Below are 22,930 nucleotides of genomic sequence, written 5' to 3' on the forward strand. Positions count from 1 at the left end.
ATCTGACCTGCACGGGGTAGGTCTGCCGGGGAACCGGCAGGGCCTCAGCTACTCGCACCCATTACTCGCTACGGCCCTTATTCGGGCCCATTGAGTGCTCCCCTGATGCCATTTGGGTGCCAGTCCTCGCACGGCTACACGCCGCGACGTGCCAACGTAGCGGATGCTGTCGTGACCGCATCGGCCAACGTCTGGTGATGTGAAAACCGTTGGGATTCAATGCCTTTGCGGCCGGCGGCCGCGTCTCCGGTCATCTCGGGACAACGCCGGCAATCGAACCACGCGGGGGCGTGCGCACGTTTCGGGCCGTGCGCACGCTCTACGCGAATTGTGCTGACCGTCGCGGTGGTTGGCGGTAAGCTAATCGCCTCACTGCGGCAATGCTGCAAAGTGGTTGACCCTGATACCTCGACGGTTCGGGTGGGGAATTCGTGCGTTTTGAATCCGGCCGCTACACCTCGCCGATGACCCCGGTTGTCACTGTGACAAATCGTCTTAAGCCACTGCGGCGCAAGAGAATCACTGCCCGTGCGTATCGGCGGGCGCTACGTTGAGATTCTCACGCGGGCAGAGCGACTCATCTACGCGAGAGGGGAAAACGCGGGCCCAATCGCCGGCCGGCTAGCCCTTGTCGGCTTTGAGATCTCGATCCCGGCTGGGCTGAACGCGTTTGGGCTCGCCCGGCATTTTCGGATAGTTCGGCGGATACGGCATATCCCCGAGCCCGCGCTCTTCGTCGGCCTCGGCCATTTCCAGCAGGGAACCGATCGATTGGACCGCATCATCCATTGCGGCCCAAGGGTCTTCTCGGTCTCGGACCAGATCGGCCGCGGTTGCCATGGTGTAGTCGTCCGGCTCGGCGTCGGCCAGCTCCTCCCATGTCAGTGGCATCGAGACCGTCGCGATCGGGGTGCGCCGCACCGAATACGCCGACGCCATGGTGCGGTCCCGGGCGTTCTGGTTGAAGTCGATGAAAATGCGTTCTCCGCGCTCTTCCTTCCACCAGGACGTGGTGACGAGGTCTGGCGCACGGCGCTCGACCTCACGGGCCAGGGCGATGCCGGCGCGGCGCACCTCGGTGAAATCCCAGTCCGTGGCGATCCGCAGAAACACGTGGATCCCGCGACCGCCGGAGGTCTTCGGATATCCGATGAGACCGAGCTCGTCGAGTAGCGGCCGCAACACGTCGACCGCGACGGTGCGCGCCTGCTCGAACGCCACACCGGGCTGCGGGTCCAGATCGATGCGCAGTTCGTCGGGATGGTCGGTGTCCGGGCAGCGCACCTGCCACGGATGCAAGGTGACGGTGCCCATCTGTGCCGCCCAGACCACCGCCGCCGGGTGAGTCACCTTCAGCGCGTCGGCCGTCCGCCCGGACGGAAACGTCACCTGGCACGTCTGCAGATAGTCGGGATGGTGCTGCGGGATCCGCTTCTGGTAGATCTCCTCGCCGTCGACGCCGTCCGGGAAGCGCTGCAGGTGGGTGGGCCGGTCGCGCAGCGTGTCGAGCATCGGGCCGCCCGCGACGGCGCGGTAGTAGTCGACCAGGTGTCGCTTGGTCCCCTTCGACCCCAGTTTGGGGAAATACACCTTGTCCGGATTGGTCAGGCGCACCGCAATGCCGTCGACGTCGAGCTCTTCTGCAGCAGCCATACCCCCGATTCCAGCACAATCAGGCTATGGACCTCCCTGTCATGCCGCCGGTGTCGCCGATGCTGGCGAAGTCGGTGCGCTCAATTCCCCCGGACGCGTCCTATGAGCCCAAGTGGGACGGCTTCAGGTCGATCTGTTTCCGCGACCGCGACGAGGTCGAGCTGGGCAGCCGGAACGAACGGCCGATGACGCGTTATTTCCCCGAGCTGGTCGCCGCGGTCAGGGCCGAGCTGCCGGCGCGCTGCGTGATCGACGGCGAGATCGTCATCGCCACCGACCACGGGCTGGACTTCGAGGCGCTGCAACAACGCATTCACCCGGCCGACTCGCGGGTGCGGATGCTCGCCGAGACCACACCGGCGTCCTTCATCGCGTTCGACTTGCTCGCCCTCGGCGACGACGACTACACGCGGCGGCCGTTCCGCGAGCGGCGCGCCACCCTGGTCGAGGCCCTGGCGGGTTCGGGACCCTCGATCCATGTCACGCCGGCTACGACCGATCTGGGCACCGCCCACAGCTGGTTCGGCGAATTCGAGGGTGCCGGACTCGATGGCGTGATCGCCAAGCCGCTCGACATCACTTACCAGCCGGACAAGCGAATCATGTTCAAGATCAAGCACGAGCGGACCGCCGACTGTGTGGTCGCCGGCTATCGGGTGCACAAATCCGGTGCCGGCGCGATCGGTTCGCTGTTGCTGGGTCTGTATCAGGACGACGGCCAGCTCGCGTCGGTCGGCGTGATCGGTGCCTTTCCGATGGCCGAGCGGCGGCGACTGTTCGACGAATTACAGCCGCTCGTCACCGATTTCGAGCACCACCCGTGGAATTGGGCCGCGCACGAAGCCGGCGAGCGGACCCCGCGTAAGAACGAGTTCTCGCGTTGGAACGCCGGCAAGGACCTGTCGTTCGTGCCGCTGCGGCCCGAGCGGGTGGTCGAGGTCCGCTATGACCACATGGAGGGCCGGCGATTTCGTCATACCGCGCAGTTCAATCGGTGGCGTCCGGACCGCGACCCGCGTTCGTGCACCTACGAACAGCTCGAGCAACCGGTGACGTTCAGCCTCGGGGAGATCGTGCCGGGGCTCGGTTCGGGCTGAAGCGGCGGGCCGCTCAGTCGATGTGCGTCGGTGGGTCGGCGAAGGCGAAATCCGAGGGCTGCTGACCTGGCCCCATCAGACCGCAGTGGTTGTCGGGGACCAGATACGAACTGGCGCCGTTGGGAACCAGGCGGGTCACCGCGACGCAACGTTGCCAGGTGCCGTCGGGCTGGACGGGTCCGTCGCACTTGCTCAGAACCGGTCCCCCGTATTGGCACCCGGCGCCGGCCGGCGGCGCCGACGCAATCAGCCCTGCGGCCGTCAGCAGGGCGGCCGATCCACCAACAATGCCGCGCTTCATGGTTGCCTCCCGTCACGACGCTACCGCTCGAGTAAGCGGATTTGGTCCGTTTAGCCCCGACCACAGCGGGCACGCGGCCAGCATGTCAGTCACAGCCTTTCAGGATCTGCCGTTGGCCGATCGGGACCGCAAGTGGGACGGCGACGCGGCCGAGAAGCGGGTGCGGCAGTGGGCCGATGCCCAGGACGGGCCGAACCAGAAATACCGCGACGCGCACGTCTGGTACGACGGCGACAAGAAGGACAACTTCACGGCCTACAAGCTGCTGATCGCCGACGTCGTCGACGGCGACCTCAAAGCCGTGCCGCGTGGAGTGATGGCGGCCGGCGCGATCATGGACGGCGCGCGCGGCGGCATCGATGTGCCCGCGTCCGACGTCGATCGGATCAAGAGCCACCTGGCGAAGTACTACAAAAAGATGGACGAGAGCCCGCCCTGGGATCGGGACTAGACCGCGACTATGAGCTCCGAGAGCCCGCGCAGCGTGACATTGGCCTTGTAGCGCGGCTCGCTGTCCAGCCGGGCGTTCGGGAAACGCGCCGTCACCGCCGACAGGGCCACGCCGGCCTCCAGCCGGGCCAGCGGCGCACCCAGACAATAGTGCGCACCACGACCGAACCCTAAGTGACGCAACGCTTTCCGATCCGGATCGAAGACATCGGGGCGGTCGTACTCGGCGGGATCGCGCTGGGCGGCGGCGGTCAGCAGCATCATGATGTCACCCGCGGGCACGTCGATGCCCCCAATTGCCATGTCGTCGCCCGCAGTTCGGGCGATCATCTGCACCGGCGGGTCGTAGCGCAACGTCTCTTCGATGACCGCCGCAACGCGGCCGGCGTCGGCGCCGAGCGCGGCCCATTGCGACGGTTGGCGCAGCATCGCCAGGACCGCGTTGCCGATCAGATTCACCGTGGTCTCATGACCGGCGACCAGCAACAGGACGCAGGTGGAGACGATCTCCTCCGCGGTCAACTGATCGCCCGACTCCTCCACGGCGATCAGGCCGGACATCAGATCATCACCCGGCCGCGACCGTCGCCGGTCGATCAGCCCGTGCAGGTAGGCGCGCAACCACATGCCGGCGTCCATCCGCTCTTTCAGGTTGTCCGACGGCGTTCCGGTGAAGGCGACAAACGGGTCCAGGGACTGCGCCAGCAGCGCGGACACCCGGCTGAATTGCGGCTCGTCCTCGATCGGCACACCGAGCAGCCGGCAGATGACCGCCACCGGCAGCGGATAGGCGAGGTCCTCGACAACTTCGAACCGGCCCCGTTCGGCGATCCGGTCAAGCAATCCGTCGATCAGCGCGGTGATGTCGGGTTGCAGCGCGTTCACCACCTTCGGCGCGAACGCCTTGCTGACCAGCTTGCGCAGCCGGGTGTGGTCCGGCGGGTCCTGGAACAGGAATCCCGGCGGGGTTGGGGCGGCGCCTCGGCGCCCGCCTCGATGAGCTGCCGGGTCTGCGCCTCGATCTGCGCCCGGGCGGCCGTCGACTTGAGCCGGTCGTTGCTCGACGACGGGTGGCGCAGAACTTCGTCGCAGTCGCGGTAGGTCGAGAACACCGCGAGGTTGCCCTCCGGCAAGGCGAACGATCCGCGGTCCCGAAACTGCGCGAACAGCGGGTAGGGATCGGCCCGGACCGCCGGGTCCAACAGCCGCACCAACAACTCGTCGGGTTTTGTGGACTCGGTCGGCGCGGTCGTCATGCTGACATTGTGCCCGCCACTCGGCGGCGCCCGGCTCAGCGGCGCAGGAACTCCACGATGTGGCCGGCCAGTTCCGCTCCGGCGTCCTCCTGCAGGAAATGGCCGGCGTCGCGGATCACCGGGTGCTCGATCCCCTGTGCGCCGCGCATCTCACGCTGGAAGGCGGCGGCCATCGGCCCGGTGATCGGGTCGCTGTCGCTGAAGGCGACCAGCATGGGTGTCGGGCTCACCGACAGCCTGGCCCAGGCGGTCTTGTTGGCCGCCGCGGCGGGATCGTCCGGTGACGTGGGCACCAGACCGGGCATGGCGCGCGGCCCGGCGCAGTGTTCGTCGGTGGGGAACGGCGCGTCGTAGCCCGCACGCTCCTCCTCGCTCATCTGTCGGCGACAGCCGCCCTGCACGAAAGCGCCGACGTTCAGCGTCGGCGCTTTCGTGACGGCTTCGCGGAAGCGCCACCAGACGTCCGCCATGGGCTGCTCGCCATTCGGCAGCCCGGTGTTGGCGACGACGACCCGCGCGAAGCGTTCGGGATGCTCTGCGGCAAGCCGCAATCCGATCAGCCCACCCCAGTCCTGGCCGACCAAGGTGACGTTGCGAAGGTCGAGGACGTCGAAGGCCACCGCCCGCATCCACTCGACGTGGCGGGCGTAGCTGTGGTCTTCGCGGCGGGTGGGCTTGTCCGAACGGCCGAACCCGACCAGGTCGGGACAGATGACGCGATGGCCCGCTTCGGCCAGCACCGGAATCATCTTGCGGTACAGATACGACCAGGACGGTTCGCCGTGCAGCATGAGAATCGGATCTGCGCTGTCCGGGCCGTCCTCGACCCAGGCCACGCGCAGGGAGCCGCCGTCATCGTCGGGCACTTCGCCATACCTTGGGGCGTAAGGGAAGTCGGGAAGGCCGTCGAATCGGTCATCCGGCGTTCGCAGCGTTTGCATGTCATGTCCCTTCGGATAGTCCGGCCACGCCAGGATCCGCCATCAGGCGATCGAGAAAGCCGCGCTGGCCCTTGAGCAATTTGATGCGCGCGGTCGCCACCGCGAACCATCCCACCCGATCAACCTCGGGAAATTCCCGCAGCTTGCCCGATCCCTTCGGCCACTCCAATTCGAAAGTGTTGCTGCGCGCGTCGGTGACGTCGAGGTCGCCGTGCACGGCGTAGGCGCTCACCACCTTGCCACCGGATTGCTTCAGCTGCCCGAGGTCGAGGCGCGGCCCGGCCGGCACCGCCAGACCCAGCTCCTCGGCGAACTCTCGCTGCGCGGCCGACCACGGGTCCTCCCCGTCGGTGTACTCGCCCTTCGGGACGGACCACGCGCCGTCGTCTTTGCGGGCCCAGAACGGCCCGCCCGGATGCGCGATCAACACCTCGACGACGCCGTCGCGGGTCCGGTACAAGATCACGCCCGCGCTCAGTTTGGCCATCGAGTTCTACTCCCCCACAGCGCGTTCCAGATCCTTGAGCGAGGACTCCAGGTGCGCGAGGAGGCGTTGCAGGTGCGGCACGCTGCGCCGGCATCCCACCAGACCGAAGTCCAGGTTGCCGGCGTTGTTGGCCAGGGTGATGTTCAGCGCCTGGCCGTCCAGCGCGATGGACAGCGGGTAGTTGCCGTCGAGCCGCGCGCCCCCGTAGTAGATGGGCTGCGTCGGTCCCGGCACGTTCGAAATGATGATGTTGAACGGCGGGGACGTCGACGCGACCCAGCCCGGGACCGCCGCCAACGCCAGCGCCGACGTGTTGACGGCCGACAGCGCCAGCGCCTGAAACCTCGACAACTGCGAGAACACCTTCTTGTTGCTGCGCATCGATTCGCTGATGGTCAGCAGGCGCTGCGCGGGATCCTCGGCGTCGGTCGCGAGATTGCACAGGATGGCCCCGACCAGGTTGCCGCCGGCGTCGGCCTCCTCCTCGGTGCGCAGGCTCACCGGGACCATCGCGATCAGCGGAGTGTCCGGCAGGGCGTCGTGCTCGAGCAGGTAATAGCGCAGGGCGCCCGAACACATCGCCAGGACGACGTCGTTCACCGTCACCCCCGCGGCCCGCTTCACGCTTTTGATGCGGTCCAGCGACCAGGACTGCGCCGCGCAGCGGCGGGCGCCGCCGATCTTGACGTTCAACATGGTCTTCGGCGCCCCGAAGGGCAGCGTCAGTTGCTGCTCGAACAACGCCGCGCGCGCCAGCCCGATCGTTGAGGGGGCAAGCGCGGCAAGGGATCCCGCCGTGCGGGCCAACGAGGCCAACGGAGAAGCCGGCCCGGATCTGCGCTGGGGTTTGCGCAGGCTCCACGGGGCACGGATCTCGACGTCGTCGGGATCGGTGGACAGCGCGCGCTGCATCAGCTTCTGCGCGGAGACACCGTCGATCAGTGCGTGGTGCACCTTGGTGTAAACGGCGAACCGGCCGTCTTTGAGGCCCTCGACGATGTGCGTCTCCCACAGGGGGCGGTGGCGGTCCAGCAGGCTGCTGTGCCACCGCGAAGTGAGTTCGAGCAATTCGCGGACTCGTTTGGGCGACGGCAGCGCCGAACGCCGGACGTGATAGTCGACGTCGATGTCCTCGTCGTAAGACCAGCCCAGGTTTGCGATTCCGCCGACGAGACTGGCGGGGTGCTTGCGAAACGTGGGCTGGAAATCCCGCTGGGCGGTCAGGCTTTTGTAGAGGTCACGAACGAAGCCGCGGCCGGCGCCCGGCGGGGGCGTGAACAACTGCAAGCCTCCGACGTGCATGGGATGTTCGCGAGATTCTCCCAGGAGAAAGATCGCGTCGGTGGGCTTTATCAGTTCCATCCAACCATTAGACCCATTTCGGCCTGATCCGGAAAGCCATCGCGTGATCGGACCGGCACTTCGGAGGGTGCAGCACCGCGCGGCCGGGCCGGGCGGGGTGGCCTCGGGTCAGTCGGATGCCATCGACCATGTCGAGGTCGCGATCAAATCTCCGCGGTCCAGGCCGGCGGCGCGGTGTTCGTGCACTGTGGCGTACTCCTGGGTCGTCACCATGTCGATGAAGGCCTGTGGGTTTGGGTACTCGACGACGAGAATGGCGTCCCACCAAGGCCGTTCGCCGTCTCCGATCACCACCGACGGCGCTCCCCCGGCATAGCGCAGGGTGGCGCCGACGCGCTGCAGGTGTGGGGCCACTTCCCGCCCGTACCGCAGGTAGCTCTGCACCCCGCCCTCGGGTTTGAACTTCAACAGGTTGACCATCACCACCGCAGCGTCGGCCGGTCGCGCCGCGAGGGCGGCGAACTGCTCGGGCGTGGGTTCCAAGCCGGCCATGCGAATCTCCTTGCGCTGGTTTTGTTCTGGATCCACCCCGAGGCGCTAGAGCAGATCGGTGATGGTCTTCAAGCCCGCGTCATAGAGGACGCCGGGCAGCATCCCGCCGTCGCATTCGATGGTGGTGCCGTTGACGAAGTCGGCCTGTCCGCCGGCCAGGAAAACGCAGACCCGTCCGACTTCGGCGGGCTCACCCGCGCGGCGCAGCGGCACGGCGGCAAAATACTTCGCGCCATCGGGGTCGTCCTTGGGCAGCACGAAGGACCGGAAGTTCTCGGTCATCGTCGGGCCCAACGCCACGCAGTTGACCCGCACCTTGGGCCCCCACTCTTCGGCGAGCGAGCGGGTGAGATGGTTGAGGCCGCTCTTGGCCGCCCCGTAGGAGACCAGGGTTGGCGATCCCGCCGGATGGCCGGCGCCGCTCGAGATGTTGATGATGCAGCCGACGCCGTCCTGGCTTTGCATCTGCCGATACGCACGGATCGCGAACCACAACGGGCTGATCAGGTTCATCTGCACGGCGAAAGCGTGGAACAACGCGGTGCGCGCGTAGTCGTCGTCGGCGGCGGGCGCACCCTGAATGCGTTGCACCAGTTCGGGAATGCTCTCGGCATGCGGCGCCGGGACGGTGCCGCCGGCGTTGTTCACCAGGATGTCGACTCGTCCGTGGCCGGCCACGACATCCGCGACGAACGCGTCGATCGAGCGGTAGTCACCCTGATCGCATACCCGTTGCGAAGCGCGGTCCGCCCAGGCCGGTTCGATGCCGGGGATGCCGTCCAGCGCTGACCGCGAGCAGCCGATCACCGTCGCCCCGGCGCGCAGCAGTTCGTGGGCGATGCCCACCCCCACGCCGCGGCTGGTGCCGGTGACGATCGCGATCTTGCCGTCGAGGACGCTCATCGATGAACCCTCTCACCACGCGGTCGATTGTTGACAGTCACTGCCAGCAAGTCATAGCCTGCCATTTCATTCGCCGATGTGTAAAGGGCCGCGCACCGTCCGGGAGGTCAATGATGAGTAGCCCGTCCAAGCTTCGTGTCATCCAGTGGGCCACCGGGGGCGTGGGGAAAGCCGCGATCGCGTGCGTCGTCAATCACCCGCAGCTGGAACTGGTGGGCTGTTGGGTGCACAGCGCGGACAAGGACGGCGTCGACGTCGGCACGATCGTCGGGACCCAGGAGCTCGGCGTCAAAGCCACCACCAGCATGGACGAGATCCTGGCGCTGGACGCCGACTGCGTGATGTACAGCCCGCTGATACCCAACGACGACGAGGTGATCGCGATCCTGCGGTCCGGGAAGAACGTCGTCACACCGGTGGGCTGGGTGTATCCGGATCCGGGCAACAAGCGTCACCGGGCCGTCGCCGACGCGGCGACGGAAAGCGGTGTGACACTGCATGGTTCGGGAATCCACCCCGGCGGCATCACCGAGCGGTTCCCGCTGATGGTGTCCTCCCTGTCGTCGGCGATCACGCATGTGCGTGCCGAGGAGTTCTCCGACATCCGCACCTACAACGCCCCGGACGTGGTGCGGCACATCATGGGATTCGGCGGCACACCGGAGGAAGCGACGCAAGGGCCGATGGCCGGCCTGCTCGACGGCGGCTTCAAGCAGTCGGTCCGGATGATCGCCGATCACATGGGATTTCGCATCGACCCCAACATCAGGACCATTCAGGACGTCGCCGTGGCGACCGCGGATATCGACTACGATCCATTCCCCATCACCACCGGTACCGTGGCCGCGCGGCGGTTCCGCTGGCAGGCGCTGGTTGACGGTGAACCGGTCATCACCGCGGCGGTCAACTGGCTGATGGGCGAGGAGAACCTGGATCCGGCGTGGAATTTCGGCGATCGCGGCGAACGCTTCGAGGTGGAGATCACCGGTGATCCCGACGTGAGCCTCACCTTCAAGGGTCTGCAACCGGAGACGATCGCGGAAGGCTTGGTGAAGAACCCGGGGGTGGTCGTCACCGCCAACCACTGCATCAACGCCATTCCCGACGTCTGCGCCGCCGAACCGGGCATCAAGACCTACCTCGACCTGCCGTTGTTCGCGGGGCGTCCGGCCCGAATCTTTCGGCGGGCAAGCGGTGACGGACCGCGCCGTCCTGGGCGACGTGTCGTTCTGCCACCTCGTCGTCGGCGTGACCGACATGGACCGCGCCCTGGCGTTCTACCGCGACGTGCTCGGCATGGACATCGTCTTCGAAACCCTCATCTCCGGGGAGCCTTTCGACGCGGCATTGCACTCGAGCCGCAAGCAGGAGGGCCGGGTGGTCGGGGGCCTGCTCGGCGGGTTGATGGTCGAGCTGCTGTCGATCGGCACCAACCCGCCCGAGCAGAAGCAGCGTCGCGGCATCACGGGCATCCACAACGTGTCGCTGTCGGTCACCGATCTGGACGACACCCACCGCCGCATCATCGACGCCGGCTACACCCCGGACCAGGCCCCCTTCGAGATCGCCGGCGTCCGAATGTTTTTCGTCAAGGACCCGGACGGGACACCGGTGGAGTTCATCCAGCTGCCCGGCGGGGCGCGCAGCACCTACGAAATGCACCGCGGCGTACGGCTGCAGATGGGACCGGCCAGATGACGTACAGCCACCCCGATTCGATGCGCGGTCACGCCGCGATCGTCACCGGCGCCGCCCAGGGTGTCGGGAAGGGCGTCGCCACCGCGTTGCTTGAACGCGGGGCCGAGGTGCTGCTGGTCGACATCCAGGAAGAGGCTTTGGGCCGGACCACGACCGAGCTCGAGGCGATCGGGCGGGTGGAACAACTCGTCGCCGATCTGCGCGACCCGGACAGCGCGCGGCGCATCGCGGCCGCGGCGGTCGACGCCTTCGGCACGGTGCACGGCCTGGTCAACAACGCGATCGCCACCAACGAGCCCAAGGCGTTCGTCGACATCACCACCGAAGACCTGGCCCTCGGCTACGACGTGGGCCCACGCGCGACCTTCCTGCTGATGCAGGCCGTGCACCCGCTGATGGTCGGGGCCGGCGGCGGGTCGATCGTCAACCTCGGTTCGGGGACGGGCACCGGCGGCGAGCCCAAGTGGGGCGGCTACGCCGCCGCCAAGGAGGGCATCCGCGGGCTGTCGAAGGTGGCCGCGCTGGAATGGGGCCGCGACAACATCCGCGTCAACGTCATCTGTCCCTTCGCCGAATCCGATGGCGTCAAGTTCTGGAAGTCGTTCGCGCCCAAGGAGTACGAAAAGGCCGTGGGCCGGGTACCGATGAAGCGCATCGGCGATGTCCGCACCGACGTGGGCGCGCTGGTGGCGTTCCTGCTCGGCAGCGACGCCACCTTCATCACCGGTCAGACCATCCACGTCGACGGCGGGATCGGCTGCTTCCGATGAGCGGCGAGTCGCTCCGCGACCGGCAGCGCGCACAGATCCGGGCCGATATCCGGCGGGCGGCGTTCCGCCTGTTCGTCGAGCGCGGGTACGACGCGGTGACCACCGAGGAAATCGCCACGGCCGCCGGGGTTTCCCCGCGCACGTTCTTCCGGCACGTGCCGGCAAAGGAGGAGCTTCTCCTCGCGCCGGTGCGCTACGGCGGCGCGGCGATCGTCAATCTCCTCGAGGGGCGGCCCGCCGGCGAGTCACCCGACGTCGCGCTGATCAACGCCATCGTCACGCGGACACGCTCCTTCGAGCAGGCCGACACCGAAGAATGGCGCGAAGCCCTGCTGGTGGTGCCCGACCTGCTCGACAAGGTCACGGTGCACCGGCCGGCTGACAAGGAGCGCGCGACCAAGCTCATCGCCGAACGCATGGGCGTCGATCCGGATGCCGATCTGCGTCCGGGCCTGCTGGTCCAGCTCGCCTTCGCGGCGGCCGATTTCGCTTTCCAGCAATGGGTGCGGCAGTCCGGAAAGCCGCGGCCACTGGATCGATACGTCGCCGATGCGCTGGACGCGGTCAAAAGTCCGCATTGGAAGAAGTGAGCCCGGCTTCAGCCCCGTTGCGCCACTTCGGGATTCGCGATCCTGATGGGCTCCCCGTCCAGCCAGGCCGCCACCGACTCCACCGTGTCCGAATAGAAGGCGCCCAGCATTTCGCGGGTGACGTACCCCAGGTGGGGTGACAGGGTCACGTTCGGAAGCAGCCGCAGCCGATGGTCTTTCGGTAGCGGCTCGGTGTCATAGACGTCCAGCCCGGCCCCGGCGATGCGCCCGGTTTCCAGCGCCGCCATCAGAGCCGCCTCGTCGACGATCGGGCCCCTGGAGGTGTTGATCAGGTAGGCGTGCGGCTTCATCAGTGCCAGCTCGGCCGCGCCGACCAGGCCCCGGGTGCGTTCCGAGAGCACCAAATGGATGGAGACCACGTCAGAGGATTCGAACAGCGCGGCCTTCTCGACCCGGCGCGCGCCCGCGCCGGCGGCGGCCTCCTCGGTGAGATTCTGGCTCCACGCGACGACTTCCATCCCGAACGCCGTGGCGTATTCGGCCATCCGCCGACCGACCCTGCCCAGGCCGAGCAGCCCGAGGGTCTTGCCGGACAGGGTCATCCCCGCGCTGGTCTGCCACCCGCCGTCGCGCATGTTGCGATGCTCGTCGGCGAGGTTGCGCACCGTGGCGAGCATCAGCCCCCAGGCGAGTTCGGGAGTGGCGTCGCGCATGGACCTGAATCGGGGATGCGCGAAATCCGAATGCGCGATTAAAACCCCGTATTCGCCGGCCGCGGCCATGTCGAGGTTCGGCAGGCTCCTGCCGACGATCGTGATCAGCTTGAGGTGGGGCAGCCGCTCGATCAGAGTGCGCGGAAACGCCATCCGCTCTCGCAGGGTGCAGACCACATCGAACGGCCGCAGCGCATCGGCCGCCTCGTCCTCGGTGAGGTGCCGGCCGAAAACGGTTACCTCGGCCCGCTTTTGCACGGCCGACCAGTCGGCGACCTGTAGGGCCACTCCGGCGTAGTCATCGAGAATCGCTACCTTGGGCATGCCGTCTCCCCGATCCGGTGAAGGGCTCACGGCAACATTACGTCCCCGCCGCCGTAAAGACCGCATACTCATCTGGTGGGGAGGCGGCTCGGTTTAGTCCTGTTCGGGACGATATGGATGTTCAGCGGCGCAATGATGGCCTTCAATCCGCCGCCGCACGATTTCCGTCGAGCGGCCGCGCTGCCATTTGTCGGCTGGGTCACGATGGCGTTCGGGGCCTACATCGCGGTCAAGATGCTGCGCGGCCAGGACACCACGGATAGCGGCGGGCCGCCGCGACATTCCAGCGGCGAGGAGACCAGCGTGCGCGACTCGGTCAAGTTCGTCCTGGGCATGGTGTTCCTTCCCGCGTGTGGCGGCCTGGCCATCTGGGACGGCGTCCATCGGGGGATGCTGTCGCTGGTCGGCTTGGGAATCGCGACAATCGCCATGGGGTTGCTCGCGCTACCCCTCACGTTCGGGCTCCTGAAATGGTTGCTGCGCCAGGTCCGCAGCTAGATGGCGGCGGGCGTCCCGACCTGGCCGCCCTCAGGTTGTAATCGCCGGTGGATACGGCAGATCCGTGCTGCTGTGCGGATCGACATAGACCGGGCGACCCAGATACGGGAAGGCGCGTTGCGGGCAGGCGGGCCGGTCGCAGATCTTGCAGCCGGCGCCGATCGGCACGATGGATTCGGCGTTGGTCGGGTCGATGCCCACCGAGTAGATGAGTTTCCCGGCGTGGGCGACGTCGCAGCCCAGCCCGATGGCGAAGCTCTTGTCCGGGCCGAGGTAGCGGCTCGGTTCGCTCGCCGTGGTCCGGGCGACCCAGAAGTAGGTGCGGTCGTCGGGCATCTGCGCGACCTGCGTCAAAAACTGCCCGGGCCGGGAAAACGCGTGATGCACCACCCACAGCGGGCAGTTACCGCCGACGCGGGAAAAGTGGAATGCCGTGGCGGACTGGCGTTTAGAGATGTTTCCCGCGCTGTCGGTGCGGACGAAGATGAACGGGATGCCGCGGGCGTTGGGGCGCTGCAGGGTGGACAGCCGGTGGCAGATGGTTTCGAACCCCACCTCGAATCGCCTTGCCAGCTGGTCGATGTCGTAGCGGACGCTCTCGGCGGCATCGAGAAACCGGAGGTAGGGCAAGAGCAGCGCGCCGGCGAAATAGTTGGCCAGGCCGATGCGGGCGACGCCGCGCGCATCGTCGCTGAGCTGATCGTCGGCGGCGATGATCCCGGTGATCAACCTGTCCTGGGTCAGCAGTGCGATCTGCGTGGCGAGCTGGAAGGCGCGCTGGCCGGGGTGAAGCCACCGGGCCACATACAGGGTCTTGGATTCGGGCGCAAACAGCCGTTTGGAGTTCGGATCCAGCGCCTGGCCGTCGTCGATCACCACCGTGACGCCGAGTCGGTCGGCGAGCAACTGCGCCAATTGGCCGTCGAGACCACCGATGCGCAAACGGTTCTCGTTGAACAGGTCTTCGGCAGCGGTGTCCAGTTCGCCGATGTAGTTCTTGCGGTCGTAGAAGAAGTCACGCACCTCCTCGAAAGGCATTGGCTGCTGGGGCATTCCCGACGTGTCGGCGCTGGCGCGACTGTGTAGCGCTTCGAGTTCGGCGGTGGTGTCGTGCAGCCGGCGGTGCAGATTGACCAGTGTCTGACCGATCGCCGGCATCCGGGCGACGAGCTCCTCGACTTGGGCGGCCGTAGCGGGCGCGTCGGCCAGGACTTCGCGCAGGTCCGAGACCAAGCGCGCGTCGGATTCCGGCGCGAAGTAGTGCGTCGGCAGGTCGAACCGCTCGGTGAGGGTGAGCAGCACCGGGACCGTGATCGGCCGCTGATCGTTTTCCAGCTGGTTGACGTAGCTGGTCGACAATCCCAGGACGCGCGCCAGCGCCACTTGGGTCAGCCCCTGCTCCTCGCGTAACCGCCGCAGCCGCGCTCCGGCGAATGTCTTCGCCACCCATCACACGGTACGCCCGGCCTTTTCACAAAGTTTGCAAACTGCTGCGGGTAAGGACACACGATTACGCTTTTACAGGGCATTTACCTCGCATCTGGCTTTGCGTACTGTGCGGCATATGCGCCTCCATGACGTTCGAACCCGACGCAGCGCCGACGACTTCCCGCGCAATGAGCACCTGGCCTGGAAGATCGCCGAGGTCGCGGCCGACCCGGTCGCCGTGCCCGCCGACACCGAGGCGATGGTGATCAACCGGATCATCGACAACGCCGCGGTGTCGGCCGCCTCGGTCACCCGCCGCCCCGTCGCGGCCGCCCGGGCCCAGGCCCGGGCACACCCCAACTCGTTCAAGGGCGCCAAGGTCTTCGGCATCCAGGGCGACTACTCCCCGGAATGGGCGGCCTGGGCCAACGGCGTCGCGGTGCGCGAACTCGACTTCCACGACACCTTCTTGGCCGCCGAGTACTCCCATCCGGGCGACAACATTCCCCCGCTGGTGGCCGTCGCCCAGCACCTCGGGATCAGTGGAGCCGACCTGATCCGTGGCATCGCAACGGGTTATGAGATCCAGATCGATCTGGTCAAGGGAATCTGCCTGCACGAGCACAAGATTGACCACGTCGCCCACCTGGGCCCTTCGGTGGCTGCCGGCCTCGGCGCCATGCTGCGGCTGGACAAGGACACCATCTATCAGGCGATCGGGCAGGCGCTGCACCTGACGACCTCCACCCGGCAGTCACGCAAGGGCCTGATCTCCAGTTGGAAGGCGTACGCGCCGGCCTGGGCCGGCAAGGTCGCCATCGAGGCCGTCGACCGCGCCATGCGCGGCGAGGGCGCACCCGCCCCGATCTGGGAGGGCGAGGACGGGGTGATCGCGTGGCTGCTCTCGGGCCCGGAGCACACCTACCGGGTTCCGCTGCCCGAGCCGGGCGAGCCCAAGCGCGCCATCCTGGACAGCTACACCAAGGAGCACTCGGCCGAATACCAGAGTCAGGCGCTGATCGACCTGGCCCGCCGAATGCGGGAAGGCATAGGCGATCTGGACCAGATCGCGACGATCGTGTTGCACACCAGCCATCACACCCATTACGTGATCGGCACCGGGGCCGGCGATCCGCAGAAGTTCGACCCGGATGCCTCGCGTGAAACGCTGGATCACTCGGTGATGTACATCTTCGCCGTTGCCCTGCAGGACGGGACCTGGCATCACGAACGGTCTTACGCGCCGGAGCGGGCGCACCGACCCGACACCGTCGAGCTGTGGCGCAAGGTCTCGACGGTCGAAGATCCCGAATGGACCCGGCGCTACCACTCCAGCGACCCGGCGGAAAAGGCGTTCGGAGCCCGCGCCGAGGTCACGCTCAAAAACGGTGAGGTGATCGTCGACGAGATCGCGGTGGCCGACGCACACCCCTTGGGGGCCAGGCCGTTTGCCCGCAAACAGTACATCGGGAAGTTTCACGCATTGGCCGAGGGCGTCGTCGGCGACACCGAGCGGCAGCGTTTCCTCGCGGCAGCGGAGGCCCTGTCGGACCTGCAACCGGGCGCGCTGGGCGGGTTGAACATCTCGGTGGCTCCGCTGGTGCTCGACCGGGCGCCCACCATTGCGGCGGGGATTTTCTGATGAGCGGGCTGATCGGCGGCACCGCATCCGCGCCGGCCAAGCGAGCGCACTTCCGCGCTGCGCTGGAAAGTGGTCGGCTGCAACGATTCCCGGGCGCCTTCTCGCCCCTGGTCGCCAAGCTGGTCGCCGAGCTCGGATTCGACGGGGTGTACGTGTCCGGGGCCGTCCTGTCGGCCGATCTGGGACTGCCCGACATCGGCCTGACCACCCTGACCGAAGTCACCGGCCGAGGGGCGCAGATCGCGGCGGCCACCGACCTGCCCACCCTGATCGATGCCGACACCGGTTTCGGCGAACCGATGAGCGCCGCGCGCACCGTCACCGTCCTCGAGGACGCAGGGCTGGCCGGCTGCCATCTCGAGGACCAGGAAAACCCGAAGCGATGCGGGCATCTCGACGGCAAGGCCGTAGTGCCGGCCGCCGAAATGATCAAACGCCTACGGGCCGCCGTGACCGCCCGCAGGGACCCGAACTTCATCGTCTGCGCCCGCACCGACGCCGCCGGCGTCGAGGGATTGCGTGCGGCCATCGACCGCGCGAAGGCCTACGCCGACGCGGGCGCCGACCTGATCTTCACCGAAGCCCTGCACACACCAAGCGAATTCGAGCGCTTCCGGGCCGCCGTGGACACGCCGCTGCTGGCCAACATGACCGAGTTCGGCAAGTCGGAGCTTTTGACCGTCCAACAACTCTGCGACATCGGCTACAACGTGGTGATCTATCCGGTGACCACGCTGCGGCTGGCCATGCATGCCGTCGAGGCCGGCCTTCGTGAAATCGCGGACGCCGGAACCCAATCCGGCCTGTTGGACCGCATGCAGCACCGCGGCCGGCTCTACGAGCTGCTGCGCTACGCCGACTACAGCCAATTCGATTCCGACATCTACAACTTCGCCATCGGAGGAGACGCGCAATGAGCGCCATCGAAGACAGCCAGCCGCGCATCTACAAGGGCCTGGCCGGTGTCGTCGTCGACACCACCGCCATCTCCAAGGTCGTCCCGGAAACCAACTCACTGACCTACCGCGGGTATGCGGTACAGGACCTGGCGGCGCACTGCAGCTTCGAGCAGGTGGCCTACCTGCTATGGCACGGCGAACTGCCCGACGAGCAACAGCTTGCGCTGTTCACCCAGCGGGAACGTGCGGCCCGGCGCCTGAACCGATCGCAGCTGTCGTTGCTGACCAAGCTGCCCGAGAGCTGCCACCCGATGGACGTGGTGCGCACCTTCATCAGCTCGATGGGCGCCGAAGACCCCGACGAGGACGACAGCAGCCCGGCGGCGAACCATGCCAAGGCGTTGCGGATGTTCGCGGTGCTGCCCACCATCGTCGCCGCCGACCTGCGCCGCCGGCGAGGCCTGGACCCCATCGCGCCGCACAGCCACATGAACTATGCGCAGAATTTTCTGCACATGTGCTTCGGTGACGTGCCCGAGCAGGTGGTGGTGGACGCCTTCGAGCAATCGATGGTGCTCTATGCCGAACACAGCTTCAACGCGTCGACCTTCGCCGCGCGGGTGGTCACCTCCACCCAGTCCGACATCTACAGCGCGGTCACGGCCGCCATCGGCGCGCTCAAGGGTCCGCTGCACGGCGGTGCCAACGAGGCGGTGATGCACGACATGCTCGAGATCGGCACCGCCGACAGGGCCGGGGAATGGCTGCGGGGCAAGCTGGCTCGCAAGGACAAGATCATGGGATTCGGCCACCGGGTGTACAAGAACGGCGACTCGCGGGTGCCGACCATGAAGGAGGCCCTCCGGCGCGTCGCCGCGGCGCGCGACGGCCAAAAGTGGCTCGACATCTACGAAGCCTTGGAGAAGGGCATGGCCGAAGCCAACGGCATCAAGCCCAACCTGGACTTCCCGACCGGACCGGCCTATTACCTGATGGGCTTCGACATCGGCATCTTCACGCCGATCTTTGTGATGAGCCGCATCACCGGGTGGACGGCACACATCATCGAGCAGACCGCGTCCAACGCGTTGATCCGTCCGCTGAGCGAGTATGTCGGACCTGCACAGCGCGCTCTATCGTAAATACCGTGTTTGCGAAGGTACTGGTCGCCAATCGCGGGGAGATAGCGATCCGCGCGTTCCGCGCGGCCTACGAGCTGGAAATAGGCACGGTCGCGATCTATCCGTACGAGGACCGCAACTCCGTGCATCGGCTGAAGGCCGACGAGTCCTACCAGATCGGTGAGGAGGGCCACCCCGTCCGCGCGTACCTGTCGGTCGACGACATCGTCGCGACGGCCCGGGCTTGCGGCGCGGACGCGATTTACCCCGGCTATGGCTTCCTGTCGGAGAATCCGGACCTGGCGGCGGCCTGCGCCGCGGCGGGCATCACTTTCGTCGGCCCCAGCGCGGAGGTCCTCGAGCTCACCGGCAACAAGTCGCGGGCGATCGCGGCGGCGCGGGAAGCCGGCCTTCCGGTGCTGGCCTCCTCGGCGCCCTCGACGTCGGTGGACGAACTGCTGGCGGCCGCCGAGTCGATGACGTTCCCGCTGTTCGTCAAGGCGGTCGCCGGTGGCGGCGGGCGCGGAATGCGCCGGGTGGCCGACGCCGCGTCGCTGCCCGAGGCGATCGAGGCCGCCAGCCGTGAGGCCGAGTCCGCGTTCGGAGACGCCTCGGTGTTTCTCGAGCAGGCGGTGATCAATCCGCGCCACATCGAGGTGCAGATCCTGGCCGACACCCAGGGCAACGTCATGCACCTCTACGAGCGGGACTGCAGCGTGCAGCGTCGCCACCAGAAAGTCATCGAGATCGCGCCGGCCCCCAATCTGGACCCCGAACTGCGCCAACGGATCTGCGCGGACGCGGTGGCGTTCGCGCGCAACATCGGCTATACGTGCGCCGGCACAGTGGAATTCCTGCTCGACGAACGCGGCAACCACGTGTTCATCGAGATGAACCCCCGCATCCAGGTGGAGCACACGGTCACCGAGGAGATCACTGATGTCGACCTGGTTTCGGCGCAGCTGCGGATTGCCGGCGGCCAAAGCCTGGACGACATTGGCCTGAGCCAGGATTCGATCGCCCCGCACGGCGCCGCGCTGCAGTGCCGGATCACCACCGAGGATCCGGCGAACGGCTTCCGCCCGGACACCGGCCGGATCACGGCCTACCGCACCCCGGGCGGCGCCGGCATCCGGTTGGACGGCGGCACGACGCTGGGTGCGGACATCAGCGCGCACTTCGACTCGATGCTGATCAAGCTGACCTGCCGGGGCCGGGACTTCGCCACGGCGGTACGCCGGGCGCGACGCGCGGTCGCCGAGTTCCGTATCCGCGGCGTGTCGACGAATATCCCGTTCCTGCAAGCTGTTCTGGATGATCCCGACTTTCAGGCCGGCCGCATCACGACATCGTTCATCGAGGAGCGCCCGCAGCTGCTCACCGCGCGCAGCTCCGCGGACCGGGGCACCAAGATCCTCAACTACCTGGCCGACGTCACCGTCAACAAGCCACACGGCGAGCGACCGTCGGCGCTATACCCGCACGACAAGCTGCCCGACATCGACCTGTCGGCCGACCCGCCGGCGGGATCCAAGCAGCGTTTGACCGAGCTCGGGCCGGACCGGTTCGCCGCCTGGCTGCGCGAGTCGCGCGGAGTCGGCGTCACCGACACCACGTTCCGTGACGCGCACCAGTCCCTGCTCGCCACGCGGGTCCGCACCAGTGGCCTGATCAAGGTGGCCCCGTACATCGCCCGGACCACGCCGCAGCTGCTGTCCATCGAATGCTGGGGCGGAGCGACTTACGATGTGGCGCTGCGGTTCCTGAAGGAAGATCCGTGGGAGCGGCTGGCCACACTGCGCGAGGCGCTACCCAACATCTGCCTGCAGATGTTGCTGCGCGGGCGCAACACCGTGGGCTACACGCCGTATCCGGAGACGGTCACGGCGGCGTTCGTCGAGGAGGCGACGGCGACCGGCATCGATATCTTCCGGATCTTCGATGCGCTGAACAACGTCGACTCGATGCGACCGGCCATCGACGCCGTGCGGGAAACCGGCGCGTCGATCGCCGAGGTGGCGATGTCCTATACCGGCGATCTCAGCGATCCGGCCGAAAAGCTGTACACGCTCGACTATTACCTGAAGTTGGCCGAACAGATCGTCGATGCGGGTGCGCACGTGCTGGCGATCAAGGACATGGCCGGCCTGCTGCGCGCGCCCGCGGCCGCGACGCTCGTCTCGGCGCTCAAGTCCCGGTTCGATTTACCGGTTCACGTGCACACCCACGACACCCCCGGCGGGCAGCTGGCCACCTATGTGGCGGCCTGGCACGCCGGGGCCGACGCGGTCGACGGTGCCGCCGCCCCGCTCGCGGGAACCACCAGCCAGCCCGCGCTGTCGTCAATCGTGGCCGCCGCGGCCAACACGGCCTACGACACCGGATTGTCGCTGCCGGCGGTGTGCGATCTGGAGCCGTACTGGGAAGCGCTGCGAAAAGTGTACGCGCCGTTCGAATCCGGGCTTCCGGCGCCGACCGGACGCGTCTACCACCACGAGATCCCCGGCGGCCAATTGTCGAACCTGCGCCAGCAGGCCATCGCGCTGGGTCTCGGCGACCGGTTCGAGGACATCGAAAACGCCTATGCCGGAGCCGACGGGATCCTGGGCCACCTGGTCAAGGTCACCCCGTCCAGCAAGGTGGTCGGCGACCTGGCGCTCGCGTTGGTGGGAGCGGGCGTCAGCGCGCAGGAATTCGCCGACGATCCCGCGCGCTACGACATCCCGGATTCGGTCATCGGCTTTCTGCGCGGCGAACTCGGTGACCCGCCGGGCGGTTGGCCTGAGCCGTTGCGCACCAAGGCATTAGAAGGACGCGGTCCGGCGAAGCCGGAGCAGCCGCTGACGGCCGATGACGAGAAGGCGTTGGCCGCGGCGGGCGCCGACCGGCAGGCGGCGCTGAACCGGCTGCTCTTCCCCGGACCCACCAAGGAACTCGAGGACCATCGTGAGCTGTACGGCGACACCTCGCGGCTGAGCGCCAACCAGTTCTTCTACGGGTTGCGGCAGGGGGATGAACATCGCGTCGAGCTGGAGCGCGGCGTCGAGCTGTTGATCGGGCTGGAGGCCGTTTCCGACGCCGACGAACGCGGCATGCGTACGGTGATGTGCATCCTCAACGGTCAGCTGCGTCCGATCGTGGTGCGTGACCGCAGCGTCGCCTCAGACGTGCCAGCCGCCGAGAAGGCCGACCGCGCCAACCCGGACCACATCGCCGCGCCCTTTGCCGGCGTCGTGACGGTGACCGCGCAGGTCGGCGACGAAGTCGAAGCCGGCCAGACCATCGCGACGATCGAAGCGATGAAGATGGAGGCCGCCGTCACCACCGGTAAGGCCGGCAAGGTGGAGCGAATTGCGGTGTCACAGACCGCGCAAGTCGAGGGCGGCGACCTCCTGGTGGTGATCGGCTAGCGGGTCGCGGCCATCAAGCGAGGCCGCTCTTGATCAGGGCGGCGCGCGCCAGGGTCTGCTCGGCCTGCTTTACGTGGGCCGCGTCGACCAGGACGCCGTTCACCCCGACCGCCCCGCGGCCCTTGGCCTCGGCTTCCCGGTACGCGGCGACATTGGCTTGGGCGCGGGCGATTTCGTCTGCGGTCGGCGCGTAGACCTCGTTGGCGACGGGCACCTGGTCGGGGTGGATCGCCCACTTGCCGGTGTAGCCGAGCAGCGACGCGCGCCGGGCGTCGCGCTCGTAGCCCGACAGGTCCCGGTAGTCCGGATACGGCGCGTCGATCGCATCGATGCCGGCGATGCGCGCGGCCACGATCACCTTGTTGCGCGCGTAAGCCCAGAATTCGCCGGGGTATTCGCCGAGCGGGACGAAGTTGGTGTCCACCCGCGCGCCCTGCGACAGCGAGAAGTCGCCGACGCCGAAGATCAGGGCATCCAGGCGGGGGCTGGCCGCCGCGATCTCCTCGGCGTTGGCCAGGCCCTCCACCTCCTCGATGAGGACTTCGAGCCGAATCTGCTTGCTCAGGCCGAGTTTGGCCTCGAGCTGGGTGAGCAGGACATCCACCCACCAGACGTCGCGGGCCCTGAGGGCCTTCGGAATGATGATCGTGTCCAGGTTCTCGCCGGCCCTGGTCACCACTTCGACGACGTCGTCGTGGCACCACTGGGTGTCGAGGCCGTTGATCCGGATGGCACGCGCGGTCCGTCCCCAGTCGATGTCGTTGAGGGCGGCGATGACCTTGGCGCGCGATTGCACTTTGACGCCGGCGGGGGTCGCATCCTCGAGGTCGAGGAACACCAGATCGGCGCCGCAGCTGGCGCCCTTCTCGAACATGTTGTCGTTGCACGCGGGCACCGCGAGTTCGGAACGACGGAGCAAATCGGTCACCAGTGA

The 22,930-nt window shown here is 67.3% G+C and carries 20 protein-coding genes and 2 pseudogenes; 11 read left to right on the forward strand and 11 right to left on the reverse strand.

What is annotated here, in order from left to right:
- Nucleotides 1-621: 621 nt before the first annotated feature.
- Nucleotides 622-1,653: a non-homologous end-joining DNA ligase gene (ligD, locus tag B9D87_RS17595; protein ID WP_007772065.1), complete on the reverse strand. Its 1,032-nt coding sequence runs from the start codon at nt 1,651-1,653 to the stop codon at nt 622-624.
- A gap of 26 nt (nt 1,654-1,679) precedes the next feature.
- Here ligD and B9D87_RS17600 point away from each other — a divergent pair, with 26 nt between their 5' ends.
- A complete protein-coding gene (locus B9D87_RS17600; RefSeq protein WP_007772064.1) occupies nt 1,680-2,750 on the forward strand; it encodes an ATP-dependent DNA ligase in 1,071 nt (356 codons plus the stop codon).
- Nucleotides 2,751-2,763: 13 nt separating this feature from the next.
- Here B9D87_RS17600 and B9D87_RS17605 read toward each other — a convergent pair whose 3' ends face one another.
- The gene (locus B9D87_RS17605) at nt 2,764-3,051 is read right to left on the reverse strand and encodes a CDGP domain-containing protein (protein WP_007772063.1); all 288 of its coding nucleotides are present in this window, start codon (nt 3,049-3,051) and stop codon (nt 2,764-2,766) included.
- Nucleotides 3,052-3,133: 82 nt separating this feature from the next.
- On the opposite strand from B9D87_RS17605, the gene B9D87_RS17610 reads away from it, so the two are divergent.
- Nucleotides 3,134-3,502, forward strand: a complete 369-nt coding sequence (locus B9D87_RS17610) for a hypothetical protein (protein ID WP_007772062.1) — start codon at nt 3,134-3,136, stop codon at nt 3,500-3,502.
- Here B9D87_RS17610 and B9D87_RS17615 read toward each other — a convergent pair.
- From B9D87_RS17615 to B9D87_RS17640, 6 genes and pseudogenes are all read right to left on the reverse strand, one after another.
- Nucleotides 3,499-4,757 (reverse strand): annotated as a pseudogene (locus B9D87_RS17615) (cytochrome P450). The gene B9D87_RS17610 and the pseudogene B9D87_RS17615 overlap by 4 nt on opposite strands.
- 35 nt (nt 4,758-4,792) lie before the next feature.
- Nucleotides 4,793-5,698 (reverse strand): haloalkane dehalogenase, encoded by a 906-nt coding sequence (locus tag B9D87_RS17620; protein ID WP_007772060.1) that lies wholly within the window; start codon nt 5,696-5,698, stop codon nt 4,793-4,795.
- Between the two features lies 1 nt (nt 5,699).
- The gene (locus B9D87_RS17625; protein WP_007772058.1) at nt 5,700-6,185 is read right to left on the reverse strand and encodes an NUDIX hydrolase; all 486 of its coding nucleotides are present in this window, start codon (nt 6,183-6,185) and stop codon (nt 5,700-5,702) included.
- A gap of 6 nt (nt 6,186-6,191) precedes the next feature.
- Nucleotides 6,192-7,547: a WS/DGAT/MGAT family O-acyltransferase gene (locus B9D87_RS17630; RefSeq protein WP_007772057.1), complete on the reverse strand. Its 1,356-nt coding sequence runs from the start codon at nt 7,545-7,547 to the stop codon at nt 6,192-6,194.
- A gap of 108 nt (nt 7,548-7,655) precedes the next feature.
- Nucleotides 7,656-8,039, reverse strand: coding sequence for a DUF1330 domain-containing protein (locus tag B9D87_RS17635; protein ID WP_007772055.1), 384 nt, complete (start codon nt 8,037-8,039; stop codon nt 7,656-7,658).
- A 45-nt stretch (nt 8,040-8,084) separates the two neighbouring features.
- A complete protein-coding gene (locus B9D87_RS17640) occupies nt 8,085-8,942 on the reverse strand; it encodes an SDR family oxidoreductase (protein WP_007772053.1) in 858 nt (285 codons plus the stop codon).
- A 113-nt stretch (nt 8,943-9,055) separates the two neighbouring features.
- Between B9D87_RS17640 and B9D87_RS17645 the strand changes: the two are divergent.
- The 4 genes and pseudogenes from B9D87_RS17645 to B9D87_RS17660 form a co-directional block, all read left to right on the forward strand.
- Nucleotides 9,056-10,114: pseudogene (locus tag B9D87_RS17645) on the forward strand (NAD(P)H-dependent amine dehydrogenase family protein); the annotation flags it as partial.
- Between the two features lie 85 nt (nt 10,115-10,199).
- A complete protein-coding gene (locus B9D87_RS17650; protein ID WP_044488862.1) occupies nt 10,200-10,640 on the forward strand; it encodes a VOC family protein in 441 nt (146 codons plus the stop codon).
- A complete protein-coding gene (locus B9D87_RS17655) occupies nt 10,637-11,410 on the forward strand; it encodes an SDR family NAD(P)-dependent oxidoreductase (protein ID WP_007772049.1) in 774 nt (257 codons plus the stop codon). The genes B9D87_RS17650 and B9D87_RS17655 overlap by 4 nt, the downstream gene beginning before the upstream one ends.
- Nucleotides 11,407-12,000, forward strand: a complete 594-nt coding sequence (locus tag B9D87_RS17660; RefSeq protein WP_007772048.1) for a TetR/AcrR family transcriptional regulator — start codon at nt 11,407-11,409, stop codon at nt 11,998-12,000. Before B9D87_RS17655 ends, B9D87_RS17660 begins: the two co-directional genes overlap by 4 nt.
- Nucleotides 12,001-12,008: 8 nt before the next feature.
- On the opposite strand, the gene B9D87_RS17665 is transcribed toward B9D87_RS17660, so the two are convergent.
- Nucleotides 12,009-12,998, reverse strand: a complete 990-nt coding sequence (locus B9D87_RS17665) for a D-2-hydroxyacid dehydrogenase family protein (RefSeq protein ID WP_007772047.1) — start codon at nt 12,996-12,998, stop codon at nt 12,009-12,011.
- A gap of 117 nt (nt 12,999-13,115) precedes the next feature.
- Here B9D87_RS17665 and B9D87_RS17670 point away from each other — a divergent pair, with 117 nt between their 5' ends.
- Nucleotides 13,116-13,496: a hypothetical protein gene (locus B9D87_RS17670; RefSeq protein ID WP_007772044.1), complete on the forward strand. Its 381-nt coding sequence runs from the start codon at nt 13,116-13,118 to the stop codon at nt 13,494-13,496.
- A gap of 30 nt (nt 13,497-13,526) precedes the next feature.
- On the opposite strand, the gene B9D87_RS17675 is transcribed toward B9D87_RS17670, so the two are convergent.
- Nucleotides 13,527-14,942: a short-chain fatty acyl-CoA regulator family protein gene (locus tag B9D87_RS17675; RefSeq protein ID WP_040630595.1), complete on the reverse strand. Its 1,416-nt coding sequence runs from the start codon at nt 14,940-14,942 to the stop codon at nt 13,527-13,529.
- 118 nt (nt 14,943-15,060) lie between these two features.
- On the opposite strand from B9D87_RS17675, the gene prpD reads away from it, so the two are divergent.
- The 4 genes from prpD to B9D87_RS17695 are packed head-to-tail and all read left to right on the forward strand — an operon-like array spanning nt 15,061 to nt 21,996.
- Nucleotides 15,061-16,566 carry a 2-methylcitrate dehydratase PrpD gene (gene prpD / locus B9D87_RS17680; protein ID WP_007772041.1) on the forward strand — a complete coding sequence of 502 codons (1,506 nt, stop codon included), beginning with the start codon at nt 15,061-15,063 and terminating at the stop codon, nt 16,564-16,566.
- A complete protein-coding gene (prpB, locus tag B9D87_RS17685) occupies nt 16,566-17,483 on the forward strand; it encodes a methylisocitrate lyase (RefSeq protein ID WP_007772040.1) in 918 nt (305 codons plus the stop codon). Before prpD ends, prpB begins: the two co-directional genes overlap by 1 nt.
- Complete coding sequence (locus B9D87_RS17690; protein WP_007772039.1) at nt 17,480-18,607, forward strand: bifunctional 2-methylcitrate synthase/citrate synthase; 1,128 nt, start codon at nt 17,480-17,482, stop codon at nt 18,605-18,607. Before prpB ends, B9D87_RS17690 begins: the two co-directional genes overlap by 4 nt.
- Nucleotides 18,608-18,612: 5 nt before the next feature.
- Nucleotides 18,613-21,996: a pyruvate carboxylase gene (locus tag B9D87_RS17695; RefSeq protein ID WP_007772038.1), complete on the forward strand. Its 3,384-nt coding sequence runs from the start codon at nt 18,613-18,615 to the stop codon at nt 21,994-21,996.
- 13 nt (nt 21,997-22,009) lie between these two features.
- Here B9D87_RS17695 and B9D87_RS17700 read toward each other — a convergent pair whose 3' ends face one another.
- A complete protein-coding gene (locus tag B9D87_RS17700) occupies nt 22,010-22,924 on the reverse strand; it encodes an HpcH/HpaI aldolase/citrate lyase family protein (RefSeq protein ID WP_007772037.1) in 915 nt (304 codons plus the stop codon).
- Between the last annotated feature and the right edge of the window lie 6 nt (nt 22,925-22,930).

It is taken from the genome of Mycobacterium colombiense CECT 3035, assembly GCF_002105755.1.
Lineage (GTDB): Bacteria > Actinomycetota > Actinomycetes > Mycobacteriales > Mycobacteriaceae > Mycobacterium > Mycobacterium colombiense.